Source organism: Bradyrhizobium sp. WSM2254 (assembly GCF_000472645.1).
Lineage (GTDB): Bacteria > Pseudomonadota > Alphaproteobacteria > Rhizobiales > Xanthobacteraceae > Bradyrhizobium > Bradyrhizobium niftali.
On the sequence record NZ_AXAB01000001.1, the window covers coordinates 47,803 to 63,748 of the forward strand.

Here is a 15,946-nt window from a genome sequence, read left to right on the forward strand (position 1 = left end):
ATGGGTCCTGGCTTTCGCCAGGACGACGTCGTGGAGATAGGCGAAGCTTACCCCACCATCTTCCGCAACTCCGCCTTCGCCACCTTCTCCAGCGTCGAGCGCGGCATGTCGACCAGCCTGATCTCGCGCGGCACCTTGAAGGATGCTTCTTCGCCACAACCGCGGCCTCGCGCACGCCGGGGACGAGCGCGATCACCTGCTCGATCTCGGAGGCGGCGACGTTCGACGGAGTGTGTAGCGCGAGGCGCCTCAATCCTCGTACGACGAGATCTCGATCAGGCTGCCGTCCGGATCCCGGCAATAGACCGAGCGCAGCGTGCCGCGGGCGCCTTGCTTGGGAACCGGGCCCTCCTCGATCGCGACGCCGTGTGCCTGCAAATGCGCCACCACCTCGTCGGGCGAGGCGGAGGTGAGGAAGCACAGATCCTCGCTGCCGGCGGTCTGGTGGTCGGCGGTGAACCACTCCACCTTGTCGGCATCGCGCGGCCGGACGTTGATCTTCTGGTTACCGAATTGAAGGGAAGTCCGCGGCGCTTTGCCGCCACCGGGGTCGAACACCTTGACTTCCATGCCGAGAATCTTGCGGTACCACTCCGCAGTCACCGCGACGTCGGCGACGTTGATCACGAGATGATCGAGGGCCTCGACCTTGACCGGCATGCCTTATCCTTTCGTCGCCATGTGCGTTGCGCACTTTCCGCGTGCTTCGGGCTTTGTTACAACGCCGCCGACGACGCTTTCAAGATATCCGGCTTTCAAGAACAACACGTTGGGAGAACCCTTCAGATGATCACTCGCCGTACCGCGCTGGGCCTGCTTGCCGCCACTCCTCTTGCAGCCAGCCCGCTGTCGAAGGCGCTTGCCGCCGACTATCCGGCTCGCCCGGTGAAATGGGTGGTCGGCTATCCGCCGGGCGGGGCCACCGACATCCTGGCGCGGCTGATCGGCCAGCGCCTGTCGGAAAAGCTCGGCCAGCAATTCGTGGTCGAGAACAAGCCGGGCGCCGGCAACAATATCGGCACCGAATCGGTCATCAACGCCGAGCCCGATGGCTACACGTTGCAGCTGGTCAATCCGGCCAACTACATCAACGCCTCGCTCTACACCAATCTGAAGTTCAACTTCGTGCGCGACATCGCGCCGGTCGCCTCGTTCCAGCGCGTGCCGAACGTGCTGACCGTCAACAAGGATGTGCCGGCCAAGACCGTCGCCGAGTTCATCGAATACGTGAAGGCCAATCCTGGCAAGGTCAACATGGCCTCGTCGGGCAACGGCACCTCGGTGCACCTGTCCGGCGAGATGTTCATGGCGATGACCGGCTGCAAGATGCAGCACGTGCCCTATCGCGGCGCGGCGCTCGCGATCACCGACATGATCGGCGGTCAGGTGCAGGTGATCTTCGACAACATGCCCTCGATCATCCAGCACATCCGTTCGGGCAGCCTGCGTGCGATCGGCGTCACCACCGCGCAGCGCTCGCCGCAATTGCCCGACGTGCCGGCGATCGGCGAGACCGTGAAGGACTACGAGGCGAGCGCGCTGTTCGGCATGGGTGCGCCGAAGAACACGCCGAAGGAAATCATCGCCAAGCTCAATGATGAGATCAACACGCTGTTGAAGGAGCCGGACATGACCAAGCGCCTGGTCGAGCTCGGCGGCGAGCCGCGGGTGCAGACCCCCGAGGCGTTCGGCGAGGAGATCAAGGCCGAGACCGAGAAGTGGAAGAAGGTCGTCGAGTTCGCCGGCCTGAAGGTCGAGTAGCGATCTTGCGATGACCGGAAATGGAGCCCTGCCGTTCGGCAGGGCTTTTTTCTTGCGTGCGTCGTCTCGTTGACCTGGAATGAAACGGCCCGGCGCCACGCCAGCCGCGCCGGCGCGCGCGGCTCGTTACGCCGTCCTGGTCGCGTTTCATGCTGCACATCGGTCGGCCCGATCACGCAGTCGTGCAGCTTCACGCGCGCGGGTTCCTGCTTGACGGCTGTCCGTCCGCGTTTATACTAAACCACATGGTTAAGTATCAGGACGAGACGCTGGACCGGACCTTTGCGGCGCTGTCAGACCCGACGCGGCGTGCGCTTCTCGCCCGCCTTGGCGAGCAGGACAGCCTGTCGGTGAGCGAGCTGGCCGCACCGTTTCCGGTCTCGCTGCCGGCGATCATGAAGCATCTCGACGTGCTCACGGATGCAGGCCTGATCGTGCGCGAGAAGACCGGTCGCACGGTCTCGTGCCGGCTCACCGCGCAGCCGATGGAGCAGGCGATGAACTGGCTCAATCGTTACGCGCAGTACTGGTCCGACAATCTGGATCGTCTTGCCGCCTTCGTGGAGGAAGAGACATGGCCAACCCAGCCGTCAACACCGATTCCCGCAACGCCGAGCGCGCAAGCGAACGTCCAAGCGAACGTCCAAGCCTCACGCTCACGCGCCGGCTCCGCGCGCGGCCGGAGAAAGTCTACGCCGCCTGGACGCAGGCCGCGCAGCTAGCGCAATGGTTCGGGCCGCCGAACATGAAGCCGGCGACGCTGAACGCCGAGCTCGACGTTCGCACCGGCGGCCGCTACCGCATCAGCTTCGTCAGCGACGACGGCGAATATTTCGAGGCCGGCGGCACCTATCGCGAGGTCGTGCCGAACGAGCTCTTGGTGTTCAGCTGGGCCTGGCACTCGACGCCGGAGCGCGAATCGCTGGTCACGATCTCGTTCAAGCCTGACAGCGCCGGCACGCTGATGATCTTTCATCACGCCCAGTTCTTCGACGAGGCCGCACGCGACAATCATCAGCGGGGCTGGAGCTCGTTCCTCGACAAGCTCGAAGCCTTCGTCGCCTGATTTCCGCCAGAGGAGACCGCCATGCAGCAACATCAGATCGTTTCGCGCGAGCAATGGATCGCGGCTCGCAAAGCCCTTATGGCGCATGAGAAGGAGCTCACAGCGGCGCGCGAGCGCCTCGCCGAGGAGCGCCGCGCGCTGCCCTGGGTCAAGGTCGACAAGGACTACGTGTTCGACGGACCGGGCGGCAAGGTGACGCTCGGCGATCTCTTCAAGGGGCGTCCGCAGCTCGTCGTCCAGCACGTGATGTTTGCGCCAGACTGGGAAGCGGCCTGCAAGAGCTGCTCATTCTGGGCCGACGGTCTTGATCGCATGGTGCCGCACCTGGCCGCGCGCGACACCGCGACGGTCGCGATCTCGCTGGCGCCGATCGCAAAGCTCGAGGACTTCAAGACGCGGATGGGCTGGACGTTCGACTGGATTTCGTCGGGAAGCAACGACTTCAACCGGGATTACGGCGTGACGTTCTCGCCAGAGCAGATCGCCACGGGCAAGCCGATGTACAATTTCGGCACCACGCCGTTCTACGGTCCCGAGCTGCCCGGCATCAGCGTGTTCTACCGCAACGAGGCCGGCGAGATCTTCCACACCTATTCCTGTTTCGCCCGCGGCCTCGACATGATGAACGCCGCCTATCAGTACCTCGACCTCACCCCGCTCGGCCGTCACGAGGAGGGGCTGCCCTATCCGATGGACTGGGTGCGCCTGCGCGACCAGTACGAGCCGCAGGCGGCGAAGGATGCGTGCTGCCACGGGTGAGGGGGGAACGGCTCTCTCAGTGCAATCAGTGCTGAGAGAGCACTCAGTCTCTCCCCATCGTCGTCCTGGCGAAAGCCAGGACCCATACCGCGGAATCTATCGATGGCGCTCGGTCGTAGTCCCGAACGACGAGACTTCGCCAAACTCCTCCCTGGGGTAATGGGTCCTGGCTTTCGCCAGGACGACATCGAAGGGTGGGGCGCCGCCGATGCCCAACGGCCTCACCGCTTCGCGTCAGCCTGCTCCGTCCCGTTGCACGAGATCAGCATCGTATAGGGCCGCGCGTTGCCGGCGATGTCGGTGGTCTTGAGTTCGCTCTTCGGCTCCGCCGTCTGGTAGGGCACCACGCTGTTGTCGAGGAAGTCGCGCAGCACGCCGGTCTTGATGGCGAAGTTGATGTTCTCGGGAATGTTGCCGGTCGCTACGGCGATGCGGAGCGCGTCGACCTTTCCGGTAACGACACCCACGATCTGCCCGGTGGCGTCGAACAGCGGGCCCCCGCTGTTGCCGGGCTGCACTGGCGCACTGATCTGCAGGAAGCGCGTGTCGTTGCGCAAGCCGCTGAGCGAGCTCACGATACCGGTCGTCACGGTGAGGTCCGAGGTCAGCATTCCATGGTAAGGAAAGCCGATCGCGATGACGGAATCGCCGGAGCGGATCGAGCGGTCGCGGATACGGGCAAAGTCCTTGAAAGCTGCCGTCGACGGCGCCTGCAACAAGGCGAGATCGTTGTTCGCATCGCTGGACACCACGCGCAGCGCCATCGAGGCCTCGCCGGTGAGGTTGCCCTTGATGTCGCCGACGCAGCCGTCGATCACATGGTTGTTGGTGACGATGTGGCCGTTCGCGCTGACCACGAAGCCGGTGCCGCTCTTCGTTCGAGCAGATTTGCCGCCGGTTGCCGGTGATGCCTGCTTGTCCGGCGCGGCCTGCGGCTTGGCGGCAATCTTTGTAAAATCGCCGGCCTTATCCAGGCCGTCGGCTTTGACTTTGGTTACGCAATTGGTAATCGCGGCCACCAAAGGCGCAGTTGACGTCAGGCTAAACTGAAAGGGCGTACCTCTCGCCACCGCCACCATCAGGCTCGCCTTCTGGAGAGCGCGGGCGACGTTGGTGGGCAGAACTGCCGAGACCATGACCTCGGAAAGTGCCGTTGCGAAGAGTCGCGCCTCGGCCTGGCCGTCGAAGGTTACGTCGATCGTGAGGTTCTCGCCCTTCTTGAAGCGAAATGCCGGATTGGCAAAGCCGACCAGCCACGAGCTGTTTGCATCCTGGCCAACAAGCAAGGTGACGCCGTTGGCGTAAGGTGTGCTTGCAGCGCAGTGTGAGAATGCGCCGGTCGAATCATTGGAATAGGCGCCGCCGGTCCAGTTGCCGACGCGGATCGCGCCGAAAGGCCCCGCCGCATGTGCCACCCCGGCCAGGATCGTCTGTAGCACGCACGCAACAACAGTCGACTTGAACATCTCCACGCCCCCGGAACGCCATTGACCCATCTTATCCGGCCAGTCCCCATTGACGCAACCGGCAGTTGTTCGGACGGATCGTGTTTCCTCGGGTCAGCCTTCGGGCTTGCGCTTACTTTGTAATGCGATATACTTTGCAATACAAAGTAACGCGTCCGACAAGCGTGGGTGGAGCGAGGTTCTGGCGTTGCCGATGCGCGATCTCGACAAGGCACTGGCCGACATCGTGGCGATCCGCAGTCAGATTGCGGCCGGCACGGCGTTCCGTGGCTACGGACCGGCGACCATGGCCGCGACCGGCGCCGTCGCGCTGATCACGGCGATCCTGCAATTCTGGCTGCTCGGTGACCCCACCGGCGAGCCGCTCGGCTTCTTCTTCGGCTGGTTCGTCGCCGCCGTGCTCTCCGTCCTGGTGATCGGGATCGAGATGCGCGCGCGTTCACGCCGTCATCATTCCGGCCTTGCCGACGCCATGATCCACCAGGCGGTCGAGCAGTTCCTCCCCGCAGGCGTTGCCGGCGTGCTGCTTGCGGTGGTGATGTGGAAGTTTGCGAGTGAGACGCTGTGGCTGTTGCCGGGTCTGTGGCAGATCCTGGTGTCGCTCGGCATCTTCGCCTCCGTCCGCTCGCTGCCGCGCACCGTCGCGCTCGCCGGCGCCTGGTATTTCGTTTCAGGCTTCGCGGTCGTGGTGCTCGCGAGCCAAACCCACACGCTGTCACCATGGACCATGGGCCTGCCTTTCGTGATCGGCCAGTCGGTGATGGCGGGCATTCTATATTTTGCGTCCGGAGACCACGATGTCGAAGACTGACAGCGCGCCTTTTTCCTATGAAGGGCTCGACCGCGTCATCCACGAGAAGGCGAGGCTCGGGCTTCTGACCTCGCTGATGGCGCATCCGAAGGGCCTGGCGTTCGCCGACCTCAAGCAGCTCTGCGGCCTGACCGACGGCAATCTCAGCCGGCATCTTGCCGTGCTCCAGGAGGCCGGCCTCGTCGAGGTGACCAAGGGCTATGAGGGCAATCGCCCGCACACCACTTGCCGCCTGACCAAGGCCGGCCGCCGCCGCTTCCTCGATTACCTCGCCGTGCTCGAGCGGCTGGTGCGCGACGCCGCCAAGGCCGCCGGCCGCGAGGCGCCACCGCTCGGCCGCCTCGGTATCGTCTCGACCTGATCGTCCTTTTTTGACCGGAGACTTTGCAATGCAAAGTGAACTTGCGCCCCGCAACGAGAAGCTTCATGTCGGCATCATCATGGACGGCAACGGACGATGGGCGACGCGGCGCGGTCTGTCGCGCGTGCGCGGCCACGAGGCCGGCGTCGAGACGATCCGCCGCATCGTCGAGGCCGCGCCGAAGCAGGGCATCGGCACGCTGACGCTCTACGCGTTCTCGACCGACAATTGGCGAAGGCCGAAGGCCGAGGTCGCCGCGCTGATGACCCTGCTGCGCTTCTATCTCGCCAACGAGGTGCAGAGCCTGGTGAAGAACGGCGTGCGCCTCACCGTGATCGGCCGCCGCGACCGGCTGCCCGACGGCATCGCCAATGCGATTGCGCGGGCCGAAGCGGCCACCGCCCGCGGCAGCACGCTTCACCTGCGCATCGCCGTCGATTATTCCGCGCGCGATGCCATCCTCAACGCTGCGGCGAAAGCAGCGGCACTGACCAGCCTCACCCGCGAAGCGTTCTCGCAGCTCGTCACCGGCGAGGCCGGTTTGCGCGACGTCGATCTCATCATCCGCACCTCGGGCGAGAAGCGGCTGTCGGACTTCCTGCTGTGGGAAGGCGCCTATGCCGAGCTGCACTTCACCGAGCGGATGTGGCCCGAATTCGACGCGGGCGATCTCGCCGAGGCCCTCGCCGCGTTCCACGGCCGCGAGCGACGCTTCGGCGGCCTCCAGGCCATCATGCCCGAGGAGGTGCCGTCACTCTCCCGTGTGTGACGTGCGGCACAGGGAAACGAGCTGTTCGTTTTCAGCCGCATGATTGGCAGCGATGTCCAAGCGCTGCGTGCACGGTCTCGGCTAGGTGTGCGGTCCACGCAACCTGCCGAGAGCGTCACGCATGCTACAGCACCTTCCGGGGGCCGTCGTCGCGCCGGTTGAACCGGCCGAAGCCAAGTTCATGGTCTGCATCAGGACCGCCGGTGCATCCGACGTGGCGAACCTGTCGGTCTATTTCACCGGCCTGTCCACGACCTCGCGCAACAAGCGTTTCATGGGTGCGCGCGCCGACCTCGCCGTGGTCGCGGCCGAATGCGTGGCGAAGGCCGACCGTCCCGGTCACTTCATCCTGCTCGCCGAGTTCAGGCAGGAGGGGCAGCGCACCATCATCGGCGAAACGCACTACGCCTACGATGCGGCCGCACGGCACGGCGAATTTGCCATCTCGGTCGCCGATGCGTTCCAGCGCATGGGCCTTGGCCTCTGGATGATGACGGCGATGGAGACGCGCGCGATCGATCTCGGCCACGAGATGATCGCCGGCGAGACCGCGCGAACCAACGCGGAAATGCGCGGCCTGGCGAAGAAGGCCGGGTTCAGGGATACCGGGCTCGGCGACTGGCAGTCGGTTCACCTCGCCAAGCACCTGTCGCGATAGCCATACGCAGGTTGAATTGCCGCGTGGCACGGATCGTGCTCTAGTATCGCACGTGGGTACCCCAGCGATGGGAGCTTCGGCGATGCGCGCAGTTTTGGATCATTGCACCGGCGGAACGGAGCGGCAGGTCAAGGCCGGCACGTCGGTCGTCACCGAGGGTGGCACCAGCAGCGGCCACCTCTACGTGCTCGTCGAGGGCAAGCTCGAAGTGCTCAAGAGCGACACGGTGGTCGCTATCATCGCCGAGCCCGGCGCCGTGTTCGGCGAGATGTCCGTGCTGCTCGGGCTGCCGCACACCGCGACGGTGCGGGCCAGCTCGGATTCGGTCATCTATGAGTTCGAGGACGCGGCGTCATTCCTCATCCAGAAGCCGGAGGTGGCGCTGCTGCTCGCGCGCACGCTGGCGCAGCGGCTCAACGCCGCCAATACCTATCTTGCCGATCTCAAGCGGCAATATGCCGGCCACGGCACGCATCTGGCCATGGTCGGCGAAGTGCTTCAGAGCATGATCAACCTGCCGCCGCTTGAGGTTTCGCCAGGCTCGGATCGGCAATCTGATCCAAGAATGTAAGCCAGTCCGGCGGTGCCTCGACAAAGGCTGCCGGCCGCTTCAGCGGCGCGTCGAGGTCGATCCACTGTGCCTCGCCCGCCGCCAGCCAGAACGCCTTGTTGGCATCGAGATCCAGCACGATATGCGTCGGCGGCCGACCCGGCTGCAGGCCCGCGTTGAACACCCAGGTCTGGCCCAGCCGGTCGAACCACGAGCCATCCGTGATGAAGGGCGACTGGTGCACATGGCCCGAAATCACCATCGACGGCTGATACTGCATGATCCACTGCACCACCTCGACATCGCCGAAGAAGCGCTTGCCGCCCCAGCTCGTCGGCGAATTCGCCGGCGGCGCGTGATGCGCCCAGATCCAGCGCTGCGGCCGGTTCGCCGCGGCATCGCGGAGCTGGTCGGCGATGCGCTGCTTGACCAGTGGTCCATCCCACCACGGGCACACCGTGAACAGGGTGTCGCCGATGGTGAGGCTGTCGCCGTCGCAGGCAATGCCGAGCTCCCGCACCTCCGAGATCCAGCGCGAGATCTTCTCCCCCTCCGCACTGCGCTCGTCGAGGTCGTGATTGCCGGAGCAGAGGATCACGCGGGTCTTTCCGGCAAGCAGCGCGAGGTATTTTTTCACCACCACGATCTGCGCACGAAAGTCCACCATCGAGCCGATGTCGAGCGCATCGCCGGCGAAGATCACGAGGTCGAATTGCGGCGCCGCGCTGACCAGCCAGTCGAACTGCGGCAGCGCGTAGTGCAGGTCAGCCACGACCAGGCAGCGCATTTGAAATCCGTTCGCGAGATTGAAAATGTCTGGGAATTCCAAAACGGCAAAAAAGCAAGAAGCAGACCAGCACGGCCGCCCCTTCGCGTCAATCCAATGAGGGCGAGCATGCCGCGGCGTCTCGCGGTATGCAAGGCGCCCGGCGTCGCAGGTCTGGACCGGACCATCGAATTCTGCTGTCGTGGCGCACCCTCAACCGCCCGTGTCCGCATGACCTCCTTCAAGACCATCCGTGCCCGCGCCGAGAAGCGCAAGGGCGGCCCCAAGGCGCTGGACCGACTGATGCCTGACAAGCCCGACCTCAAGCGCCTCGCGAAGCTCGGCGACGACCGCATCCTCGCCGAGATGACCAAGCGGGTGTTTTGCGCGGGCTTTGCCTGGAGCGTGATCGATTCGAAATGGGACGGCTTTGAAGAGGCCTTCCTGCATTTCCAGCCGGCCAAGCTGACCTTCCAGCCGGAAGACTATTGGGAAGGCCTGCTGCGCGATGCGCGCATCGTGCGCAACGGCGCCAAGATCATGTCGGTGCGCGACAACGCCGCTTTCGTCCAGGCGATCGCAAAGGAGCACGGCAGCTTCGGCAAGTTTCTGGCGAAGTGGCCGTCGTCCGAGGAGATCGGCCTGCTCGATCTCCTCACCAAGCGCGGCAGCCGGCTGGGCGGCAACACCGGCCAGATGCTGCTGCGCTTCGTCGGCTGGGACGGTTTCGTCACCTCCAGGGACGTCGTGGCCTGCCTGCGCGGTGCCGGCCTCGATATCGGCGAAGAGGTGAAGTCGAAGGGCGATCTCGCAAAAGTGCAGGCGCAGTTCAACGCCTGGGCCGAGGAGACCGGTCTGCCCTACACATATCTGTCACGCATCTGCGCGCTCTCGGTCGGCGAGGTCAGGAGCGAGTAACGGACCACGAGACATCAGGAGAAGAAGAATGGCCAAAGCCTATTGGGTTGCCACCTACCGCGCGATCAAGAACCCCGACGCCATGGCGGCCTATGCCAAGCTGTCGCGCCCGGCGATCGAGGCGGCCGGCGGCCGTGTGCTCGCGCGCGGGATACCGGCTGCGGCCTTCGAGCTCGGCCAGATGGAACGCGTCGTTCTCATCGAGTTCGACAGCGTCGAGCGCGCCAAGGCCGCGTATGCGAGCCCGGCCTATCAGGCTGCTTATGATTTGCTCGGCGACGGTGCGGACCGCGACATCCGGATCGTTGAAGCCGCAGATTAGGGCCGCGCACAGGCAGATCGTGGACATCCTGTGGCGATCCCGTGCCGTCTGCGCGGCAGATGCAACGCGCGATCACGAAATACATTTCACCGGAACATTTGCGCGCAGCATCCGTTCGGAAATTTGAGCCAGGCGAACCAGGGCGCAGGGAACGCCCGCTGTGGCCCAAATCAATGAAACCCGAAACGACAGAAACGGAGCAGCGCATGAAGCTCACATCCGCGCAGGTGAAGCAGACCATCACGCAACTCGGCGCCCAGGTGCTGCCCGACGAGCATCCCGCCGTGCCCCAGCTCAACAGCATGTTCGGTGAGCACACCTTCTTCGTCGACGAAAGCGGACTCAAGGTCCTCGAGCCCACGCCGTCGCCAGGTGCAGAACGCGAGACCGGCGAAGTCGTCAGCCTCGCCGACTGGGCCGATGCAGACCTGACACGCCTGACGGCGCACGAGCCCGAGCCGACCGGCGTGATCGTGGTGTTCGAGCAGATGAAGCATTGATTGGTGCGGGCCGATCGACACGTTTATTGGTGGCGGGTTTGAAAGATCCCGTCACCGGATCGCGAAAAGCCGCATTTGCTGCCTCTACGACAGGTTTGGAGACGCGTCGCGGACAAAGAGGTCGCGTTCGCTGAGCGCCCTGTCCATCCGTTTCAGATGCCGAAAGTCAGCTGCGGCTCCGGATCATCCCCGTCCTGGAGGGCAGACAGCGATACGCCCAAGAGCCTGATGCGCTTGGGCAGCGGCATCTCGACTTCGAGCAGGCCGCAGGCCAGCCGTTCCAGATCGTCCCGGCCTGCAACCGGTGTTGGTGCGGACCTGCTACGTGTGATGATCTCGAAGTCGGCAAATTTGATCTTCAAGGTGACGGTGCGGCCGCGGTTGCCGGTTGCCTCGCAATGGCGCCAGACCTTGTCGACGAGAGGCTTGAGCTCGGCGACCAGCGCGTCGAATTCGTCGAGGTCGGTTGAGAACGTGTTCTCCGCGCCGATGGACTTGCGGATCCGGTTGGCCCGGACCGGACGTTCGTCGACGCCGCGTGAGATCCAATAGTAATAGGCGCCCGACTTGCCGAAATTGGCGTTCATGAATTCCAGCGTCTGGTTACGCATGTCGCGACCGGTAAAGATGCCGAGCGCATTCATCTTCGCACTGGTCGCCGGGCCAATGCCGTGGAACTTGCCGACGGGCAGCGCCTCGACGAAGGCGGGTCCCATCTCCGGAGAGATCACGAACTGACCGTTGGGCTTGCGATGATCGGAGGCGAGCTTGGCCAGAAACTTGTTGTAGGAGATGCCGGCCGAAGCGTTGAGCCCCGTCTCGGCCTTGATCTTCTCGCGGATCCGCAGCGCGACGTCGCGCGCGAGCGGGATTCCCTGCAGGTTTTCAGTCACGTCGAGATAGGCCTCGTCGAGCGACAACGGCTCGATGATCGGCGTGTGCTCGGCAAAGATGTCGCGGATCTGCCTGGAGATCGCCTTGTAGACCTCGAAGCGCGGCTTGACGAAGATCAGATCGGGACATTGCCGCTTCGCAGTCACCGAGGGCATGGCAGAGCGAACGCCGAACTTGCGGGCCTCGTAGCTGGCGGCCGCGACGACGCCGCGTTCGGCGGAGCCTCCGACCGCGACCGGCTTGCCACGCAGGTCCGGATTATCGCGCTGTTCCACGGACGCATAGAACGCATCCATGTCGATATGGATGATCTTGCGCACCGGCGAAGTGTCGCCAGTCACCGTGTCGGATTCGCTCATGGGAAGATGATACAATCGCGCAAGGAGAAGCGCGAGATCGTGAGCAATTGGTTCCCGGCCACGCGTGTAGGAAGCTCCGGAATGAAACAGCTCATCCAGGGGCTTGCAGACTCTCAGGCTTGTGAGTGGCAAGCATGGGCACGCGATCTAATATGAGCCCGCGGAGGACAGCCCATGCAATACAGCTCCGAGCTCATTCAGACGATGCGTCAAGCGCTGGAGACCGTGATGGCGAGCGTACCGGCCCATCAATCGGTCTTTGGTCTGAAAGCGGCTGTGGCCGAATGCATCCTGAAGGCCGCCGCGCACGGCCAGACATCCTACGATGGGCTGGTCACGTCCGCCTCGGACCAGATCCAGACGATGATCTCGATGCTCAGCTAGGCGCTGGCGTAAAGACGGTCACAAGGCTGGCGCACCCGACACGATTCGAACGTGTGACCTTTGCCTTCGGAGGGCAACGCTCTATCCAGCTGAGCTACGGGTGCAGTGGGGCCTCATTTAGCCGATTGGCGAGGGGCGGGCAACCGCTTCCGCCGTGTTCGGCCGGGCTGATTTGCGGGCAATGCGGCCAGGAACCGGCAGGCTGTCGCGGCCAAGCCGTTTTGCCGCATAAAGCGCCTGGTCGGCCAGGTCCAGCAGCGGGTCGGGGGTGCCGTCGGCTTCGCCGGGAATGTGGCTGGCGACGCCGACGCTGAGGGTGACGTGGTCGCCGACTCCCTTGGCGCCATGGGCGATCCGCAAGGCCATGACGGCGATGCGGATCTCGCCATCTCAGGCCACCGCCGCCACCGGCATGGCATCGCTCGGGCCGAACAGCTTTCGCACCTCGCTGGCCGGCTTCGGCGCGCTGAACAGATAGCCCTGCATCTCGGTGCAGCCGAGCGTGCGCAGCAGCTCGCGCTGGGCTTCGGTCTCGACGCCCTCGGCGACCGTGGTCATGTGGCTCGCGGCGGCGATGTTCACCACCGCCTGCACGATCACCGGCGCGCCGCTCGTCTCCGCGATGTCGGCGACGAAGCAGCGGTCGATCTTGATCTTGTCGAATGGGAAGCGCTTCAGATAGCTCAGCGAGGAGTAGCCCGTGCCGAAATCGTCGAGCGCGATGCGCACGCCGATCGCGCGAAGCTGGTGCAGGATCGAGAGCGCCGCCTCGTCGTCGCGGATCAGCACGGCCTCGGTGATCTCGAGCTCGAGCCGGCGCGGATCGAGCCCGGAGGCGGCGAGCGCGCCGGCGATCCTGAGCGCCAGCGTGTCGCATTTGAGCTGCACCGGCGAGACGTTGACCGCAACCCGCGCATGCGACGGCCAGGTCGCGGCTTCGTTGCAGGCCATGCGCAGGACCCAGTCGCCGAGCTCGTTGATCAGGCCGGTATCCTCGGCGATCGGAATGAACTCCGCCGGCGAGATCCCGCCGCGTTCGGGATGGCGCCAGCGCAGCAGCGCCTCGCAGCCGGAGACCTCGCCCGAGCGCAGATCGACCAGCGGCTGATAGTGGATCTCGAAGCCGCCGTTCACCAGGGCCTGACGCAAATCCTGCTCCATGGTCAGGCGCGCCTTGGCGCACGCGTCCATCTCCGGCTCGAAGAAGCGGTGGGTGCGGCGTCCCTCGGCCTTGGCGCCGTACATCGCGAGGTCGGCGTTCTTGATCAGCTGGTCGAGATCGTTGCCGTCCTGCGGCGCCAGCGCAATGCCGATGCTGGCATCGGTGGAGAGCTGGTGGCCGAAGCAGTGATAGGGCTGCCGGATCGCCTCGTAGATCCGCGTCACGAAGGACAGCACGTCGGCACGGGACTGGATGGCGGTCTGGATCACCGCGAACTCGTCGCCGCCGAGCCGCGCGATCAGATCACTCTTCTTGAGGCAGCCGCGGAGGCGGGTGGCGATCGCCTTCAACAGCTCGTCGCCGACGTGATGGCCGAGCGAATCGTTGATGCCCTTGAATTCGTCGACGTCGATGTAGAGCAGCGCAAACTGCCCGCCGTCGGCGACCTTCGCCAACTCGCGTTCGATCTGCTCGCGGAACAGCGTGCGGTTCGGCAGGTCGGTCAACGCATCGTAATGCGCCATATGCGCGATCTTCTCGTGGGCGCGCCGCCGCTCGGTGACATCCTCGACGACATTGATGATGTAGCGCGGCTCGCCGGACTTGTCGCGAATGCCGATCCGGGTCGAGGTAATGTAGCGCCGTCCGGTGGTCGGGGTCGTCCAGACGTGCTCATCCAGAAACAGTCCGTCCGGAGATTGCAGCAGCTTGTCGTCGTCCCGGGTGACGATCTCGGCGGCGTCCGCCGGGTAAAGGTCGAACGCGGTCTTGCCGACGATCGTCTCGGGGAATGCGCCGAGTTGTTCCTCGGCCACGTGGTTGGCCAGGAGGTAGCGCCGCGTCCGGGCGTCCTTCACGGTGATGCGCGAGGGAATATGGTCGATGATCTCGCGCAGGAAGGTGTGGTTGCGATCGCGCTCCTGTTCCAGGCCGCGGCGCTCGGTGATGTCCTCGATCGTGGCGACCCATCCGCCCTGCGCGAGCGGCGTGTTGATGACCTGGAAGGCGCGGCCGTTGGCCAGCTGATGAGTTCGCGTGGAGACCGTGCCTTCGGCGACGATCCTCACGACGTCGGCGCAAAATTCCTCGACATCGCCGTCAAACGCGTCACGTTCCTTGCGATGGTACATCGCCTCGCGGATGTGACAGCCGGGCTTGATGACGTCGTGGGAGAGGCCGAACATGTCGGCGTATTGGCGGTTGCAGGTGACGATGTATCCGGCGGCATCGTACAGGATCAGCCCTTGCGACATGTTGTTCAAGGCCGTGTCGAGCCGCAGCCGCTCCGATTCGATCCGCGCCTGGGCTTCGCGGTTCTGCCGGTTGATCTGGCGGATGATCAGAAAGAGGATCAGCGTGATCACGGCGGCCGATAGCGCGGCGGTCGTGACCATGAAGCCGGTCTGCTGCCGCCAGTCGGCAAGCGCCGCGTCCGTGGTGTTGGTGGCAACGATGACCAGCGGGAAATGCTTCAGCGACACGGCCGAGCCGAGCCGCTCCTCGCCGTCGACCGGGCTCCTGACGCGAAGCGTTTGCTGGCCGCCCTTGGTCAGCACCTTGTGCATCAGCGGCGCAGTCTTGAAGCTCCTGCCGATCAGCTCCTCGACATGCGGATAGCGCGCCAGCATCTTGCCTTCGCGATCGAACAGCGAGATGGCAGTGCCTTCGGCGAGCGCCACCGATGCGAAATAGTTCTGGTAGCTGTCAGGATCGATCCGCCGGACCATCGCGCCGACGAACGTGCCGTCCGGCAGGCTCAGCCGTCGTGCGACGACCGTGGTCCATTTGCCGATGATGAAGCTGCGGACGGATTCCAGGATGACCGATTCGGCCATCGGATCGGATTTGAACGTCTGGAAGTAGGCTCGCGATGAGATGTTGATCTTGGGCAGCGGCTGGGCCCGCGACCAGTTGATCAGTTCGCCGTCAACATCGTAGATCGCGATGTCGCCGAGATAGGAGACCGAGCTGATCTTGCTGCGCAGCATCTGGTTTGTGGCAGAGCCGGACATGCGCTCGCGGAACATCGCGGGCGAGGTGATCCCCGGCAGGTTCATCTGCCCGATCAGATCGGCGGCGACGACGTCGGAATCCTCGAATTGCTGATCGAAATGCCGCGCGATCAGCTGCACGGTGTTTTCCAGCTCGCGCTCGCGGTTGGCGAGGGTTCGCTCGCGGAATTCGCCGACGGCCATGGCGGTCACGGCGAAGATCCCTGCCACCAGCAGCGCGCCGCACAGGGTCAGCCACAGGACAGGACCACGCCGCGCCAAGGCCGCCCAGCCGTTCTTCGCGGCTAAGGACATTCCGGCTGCTACCGTGGAAAAGACCTGGCGCATTCCCCCTCCCTGGAGGAACACGAATACACCGCACAAATGGCGTAAACCTTAGGAAAGCCAGTTACCTAAGCATTAATGCGGTTGTGCCGTCCCGGCCGCAT

18 protein-coding genes, 1 tRNA gene and 2 pseudogenes are annotated in these 15,946 nt (G+C 64.5%); 13 read left to right on the plus strand and 8 right to left on the minus strand.

The annotated features are described in order from the left end of the window. Positions 1–47: 47 nt before the first annotated feature. Positions 48–223, minus strand: a pseudogene (locus A3M7_RS50355) (ATP-dependent acyl-CoA ligase); the annotation flags it as partial. A 26-nt stretch (positions 224–249) separates the two neighbouring features. Next, the gene (locus tag A3M7_RS0100235; protein ID WP_027542094.1) at positions 250–660 is read right to left on the minus strand and encodes a VOC family protein; all 411 of its coding nucleotides are present in this window, start codon (positions 658–660) and stop codon (positions 250–252) included. Between the two features lie 126 nt (positions 661–786). Between A3M7_RS0100235 and A3M7_RS0100240 the strand changes: the two genes are divergently transcribed. The 4 genes and pseudogenes from A3M7_RS0100240 to A3M7_RS0100255 all read left to right on the plus strand — a co-directional run bounded on the left by A3M7_RS0100240 (position 787) and on the right by A3M7_RS0100255 (position 3,586). After that, the gene (locus A3M7_RS0100240) at positions 787–1,761 is read left to right on the plus strand and encodes a tripartite tricarboxylate transporter substrate binding protein (protein ID WP_027542095.1); all 975 of its coding nucleotides are present in this window, start codon (positions 787–789) and stop codon (positions 1,759–1,761) included. Between the two features lie 149 nt (positions 1,762–1,910). Further along, entirely contained in the window at positions 1,911–2,483 is a 573-nt protein-coding gene (locus tag A3M7_RS0100245; protein WP_245284181.1) for a helix-turn-helix transcriptional regulator, read from the plus strand. Positions 2,484–2,494: 11 nt separating this feature from the next. Beyond that, positions 2,495–2,827: pseudogene (locus tag A3M7_RS0100250) on the plus strand (SRPBCC domain-containing protein); the annotation flags it as partial. Between the two features lie 21 nt (positions 2,828–2,848). Beyond that, the gene (locus tag A3M7_RS0100255) at positions 2,849–3,586 is read left to right on the plus strand and encodes a DUF899 domain-containing protein (RefSeq protein WP_027542098.1); all 738 of its coding nucleotides are present in this window, start codon (positions 2,849–2,851) and stop codon (positions 3,584–3,586) included. A 221-nt stretch (positions 3,587–3,807) separates the two neighbouring features. On the opposite strand, the gene A3M7_RS0100260 is transcribed toward A3M7_RS0100255, so the two are convergent. Beyond that, the gene (locus A3M7_RS0100260) at positions 3,808–5,052 is read right to left on the minus strand and encodes a S1C family serine protease (protein ID WP_049823154.1); all 1,245 of its coding nucleotides are present in this window, start codon (positions 5,050–5,052) and stop codon (positions 3,808–3,810) included. 193 nt (positions 5,053–5,245) lie between these two features. Here A3M7_RS0100260 and A3M7_RS0100265 point away from each other — a divergent pair, with 193 nt between their 5' ends. From A3M7_RS0100265 to A3M7_RS0100285, 5 genes are all read left to right on the plus strand, one after another. Continuing rightward, entirely contained in the window at positions 5,246–5,863 is a 618-nt protein-coding gene (locus tag A3M7_RS0100265) for a hypothetical protein (protein WP_027542100.1), read from the plus strand. Continuing rightward, entirely contained in the window at positions 5,850–6,224 is a 375-nt protein-coding gene (locus A3M7_RS0100270; protein WP_027542101.1) for a transcriptional regulator, read from the plus strand. Before A3M7_RS0100265 ends, A3M7_RS0100270 begins: the two co-directional genes overlap by 14 nt. A 28-nt stretch (positions 6,225–6,252) precedes the next feature. After that, positions 6,253–6,993 (plus strand): di-trans,poly-cis-decaprenylcistransferase, encoded by a 741-nt coding sequence (locus tag A3M7_RS0100275; RefSeq protein WP_027542102.1) that lies wholly within the window; start codon positions 6,253–6,255, stop codon positions 6,991–6,993. A 121-nt stretch (positions 6,994–7,114) separates the two neighbouring features. Continuing rightward, entirely contained in the window at positions 7,115–7,651 is a 537-nt protein-coding gene (locus A3M7_RS0100280) for a GNAT family N-acetyltransferase (protein ID WP_027542103.1), read from the plus strand. An 82-nt stretch (positions 7,652–7,733) separates the two neighbouring features. Beyond that, on the plus strand, positions 7,734–8,222 hold the full coding sequence (locus A3M7_RS0100285) for a Crp/Fnr family transcriptional regulator (RefSeq protein ID WP_027542104.1): 489 nt from the start codon (positions 7,734–7,736) through the stop codon (positions 8,220–8,222). Here A3M7_RS0100285 and A3M7_RS0100290 read toward each other — a convergent pair. Then, positions 8,161–8,988: a metallophosphoesterase gene (locus tag A3M7_RS0100290; protein ID WP_027542105.1), complete on the minus strand. Its 828-nt coding sequence runs from the start codon at positions 8,986–8,988 to the stop codon at positions 8,161–8,163. The genes A3M7_RS0100285 and A3M7_RS0100290 overlap by 62 nt on opposite strands. Positions 8,989–9,198: 210 nt before the next feature. Between A3M7_RS0100290 and A3M7_RS0100295 the strand changes: the two genes are divergently transcribed. The 3 genes from A3M7_RS0100295 to A3M7_RS0100305 all read left to right on the plus strand — a co-directional run bounded on the left by A3M7_RS0100295 (position 9,199) and on the right by A3M7_RS0100305 (position 10,707). Beyond that, positions 9,199–9,885, plus strand: a complete 687-nt coding sequence (locus A3M7_RS0100295) for a DNA-3-methyladenine glycosylase I (RefSeq protein ID WP_027542106.1) — start codon at positions 9,199–9,201, stop codon at positions 9,883–9,885. Between the two features lie 28 nt (positions 9,886–9,913). Beyond that, positions 9,914–10,207 carry a DUF1330 domain-containing protein gene (locus tag A3M7_RS0100300; RefSeq protein WP_027542107.1) on the plus strand — a complete coding sequence of 98 codons (294 nt, stop codon included), beginning with the start codon at positions 9,914–9,916 and terminating at the stop codon, positions 10,205–10,207. Positions 10,208–10,413: 206 nt separating this feature from the next. Next, entirely contained in the window at positions 10,414–10,707 is a 294-nt protein-coding gene (locus tag A3M7_RS0100305; protein WP_027542108.1) for a hypothetical protein, read from the plus strand. A 152-nt stretch (positions 10,708–10,859) separates the two neighbouring features. Here A3M7_RS0100305 and dinB read toward each other — a convergent pair whose 3' ends face one another. Next, positions 10,860–11,960 carry a DNA polymerase IV gene (gene dinB / locus A3M7_RS0100310; protein ID WP_027542109.1) on the minus strand — a complete coding sequence of 367 codons (1,101 nt, stop codon included), beginning with the start codon at positions 11,958–11,960 and terminating at the stop codon, positions 10,860–10,862. Positions 11,961–12,134: 174 nt separating this feature from the next. Here dinB and A3M7_RS0100315 point away from each other — a divergent pair, with 174 nt between their 5' ends. Further along, entirely contained in the window at positions 12,135–12,344 is a 210-nt protein-coding gene (locus A3M7_RS0100315) for a hypothetical protein (RefSeq protein ID WP_027542110.1), read from the plus strand. Positions 12,345–12,371: 27 nt separating this feature from the next. On the opposite strand, the gene A3M7_RS0100320 is transcribed toward A3M7_RS0100315, so the two are convergent. From A3M7_RS0100320 to A3M7_RS0100330, 3 genes are all read right to left on the minus strand, one after another. After that, positions 12,372–12,448, minus strand: a tRNA-Arg gene (locus A3M7_RS0100320). Positions 12,449–12,461: 13 nt separating this feature from the next. Beyond that, positions 12,462–12,710 (minus strand): diguanylate cyclase domain-containing protein, encoded by a 249-nt coding sequence (locus A3M7_RS0100325; protein WP_027542111.1) that lies wholly within the window; start codon positions 12,708–12,710, stop codon positions 12,462–12,464. Between the two features lie 24 nt (positions 12,711–12,734). Further along, positions 12,735–15,845 carry an EAL domain-containing protein gene (locus A3M7_RS0100330; protein WP_027542112.1) on the minus strand — a complete coding sequence of 1,037 codons (3,111 nt, stop codon included), beginning with the start codon at positions 15,843–15,845 and terminating at the stop codon, positions 12,735–12,737. Positions 15,846–15,946 lie beyond the last annotated feature (101 nt).

What these genes read in the sequence shown, in the direction of transcription:
- A3M7_RS0100275 (WP_027542102.1), top strand. Translation starts at nt 6,253, where the DNA reads ATGCAAAGTGAACTTGCGCCCCGCAACGAGAAGCTTCATGTCGGCATC.
- A3M7_RS0100285 (WP_027542104.1), top strand. Translation starts at nt 7,734, where the DNA reads ATGCGCGCAGTTTTGGATCATTGCACCGGCGGAACGGAGCGGCAGGTC.
- A3M7_RS0100260 (WP_049823154.1), bottom strand. Translation starts at nt 5,052, where the DNA reads ATGTTCAAGTCGACTGTTGTTGCGTGCGTGCTACAGACGATCCTGGCC.
- A3M7_RS0100305 (WP_027542108.1), top strand. Translation starts at nt 10,414, where the DNA reads ATGAAGCTCACATCCGCGCAGGTGAAGCAGACCATCACGCAACTCGGC.
- A3M7_RS0100245 (WP_245284181.1), top strand. Translation starts at nt 1,911, where the DNA reads ATGCTGCACATCGGTCGGCCCGATCACGCAGTCGTGCAGCTTCACGCG.
- A3M7_RS0100265 (WP_027542100.1), top strand. Translation starts at nt 5,246, where the DNA reads ATGCGCGATCTCGACAAGGCACTGGCCGACATCGTGGCGATCCGCAGT.
- A3M7_RS0100240 (WP_027542095.1), top strand. Translation starts at nt 787, where the DNA reads ATGATCACTCGCCGTACCGCGCTGGGCCTGCTTGCCGCCACTCCTCTT.
- A3M7_RS0100295 (WP_027542106.1), top strand. Translation starts at nt 9,199, where the DNA reads ATGACCTCCTTCAAGACCATCCGTGCCCGCGCCGAGAAGCGCAAGGGC.
- A3M7_RS0100280 (WP_027542103.1), top strand. Translation starts at nt 7,115, where the DNA reads ATGCTACAGCACCTTCCGGGGGCCGTCGTCGCGCCGGTTGAACCGGCC.
- A3M7_RS0100325 (WP_027542111.1), bottom strand. Translation starts at nt 12,710, where the DNA reads ATGGCCTTGCGGATCGCCCATGGCGCCAAGGGAGTCGGCGACCACGTC.
- A3M7_RS0100330 (WP_027542112.1), bottom strand. Translation starts at nt 15,845, where the DNA reads ATGCGCCAGGTCTTTTCCACGGTAGCAGCCGGAATGTCCTTAGCCGCG.
- A3M7_RS0100255 (WP_027542098.1), top strand. Translation starts at nt 2,849, where the DNA reads ATGCAGCAACATCAGATCGTTTCGCGCGAGCAATGGATCGCGGCTCGC.
- A3M7_RS0100315 (WP_027542110.1), top strand. Translation starts at nt 12,135, where the DNA reads ATGCAATACAGCTCCGAGCTCATTCAGACGATGCGTCAAGCGCTGGAG.
- A3M7_RS0100270 (WP_027542101.1), top strand. Translation starts at nt 5,850, where the DNA reads ATGTCGAAGACTGACAGCGCGCCTTTTTCCTATGAAGGGCTCGACCGC.
- A3M7_RS0100300 (WP_027542107.1), top strand. Translation starts at nt 9,914, where the DNA reads ATGGCCAAAGCCTATTGGGTTGCCACCTACCGCGCGATCAAGAACCCC.
- A3M7_RS0100290 (WP_027542105.1), bottom strand. Translation starts at nt 8,988, where the DNA reads ATGCGCTGCCTGGTCGTGGCTGACCTGCACTACGCGCTGCCGCAGTTC.
- A3M7_RS0100235 (WP_027542094.1), bottom strand. Translation starts at nt 660, where the DNA reads ATGCCGGTCAAGGTCGAGGCCCTCGATCATCTCGTGATCAACGTCGCC.
- dinB (WP_027542109.1), bottom strand. Translation starts at nt 11,960, where the DNA reads ATGAGCGAATCCGACACGGTGACTGGCGACACTTCGCCGGTGCGCAAG.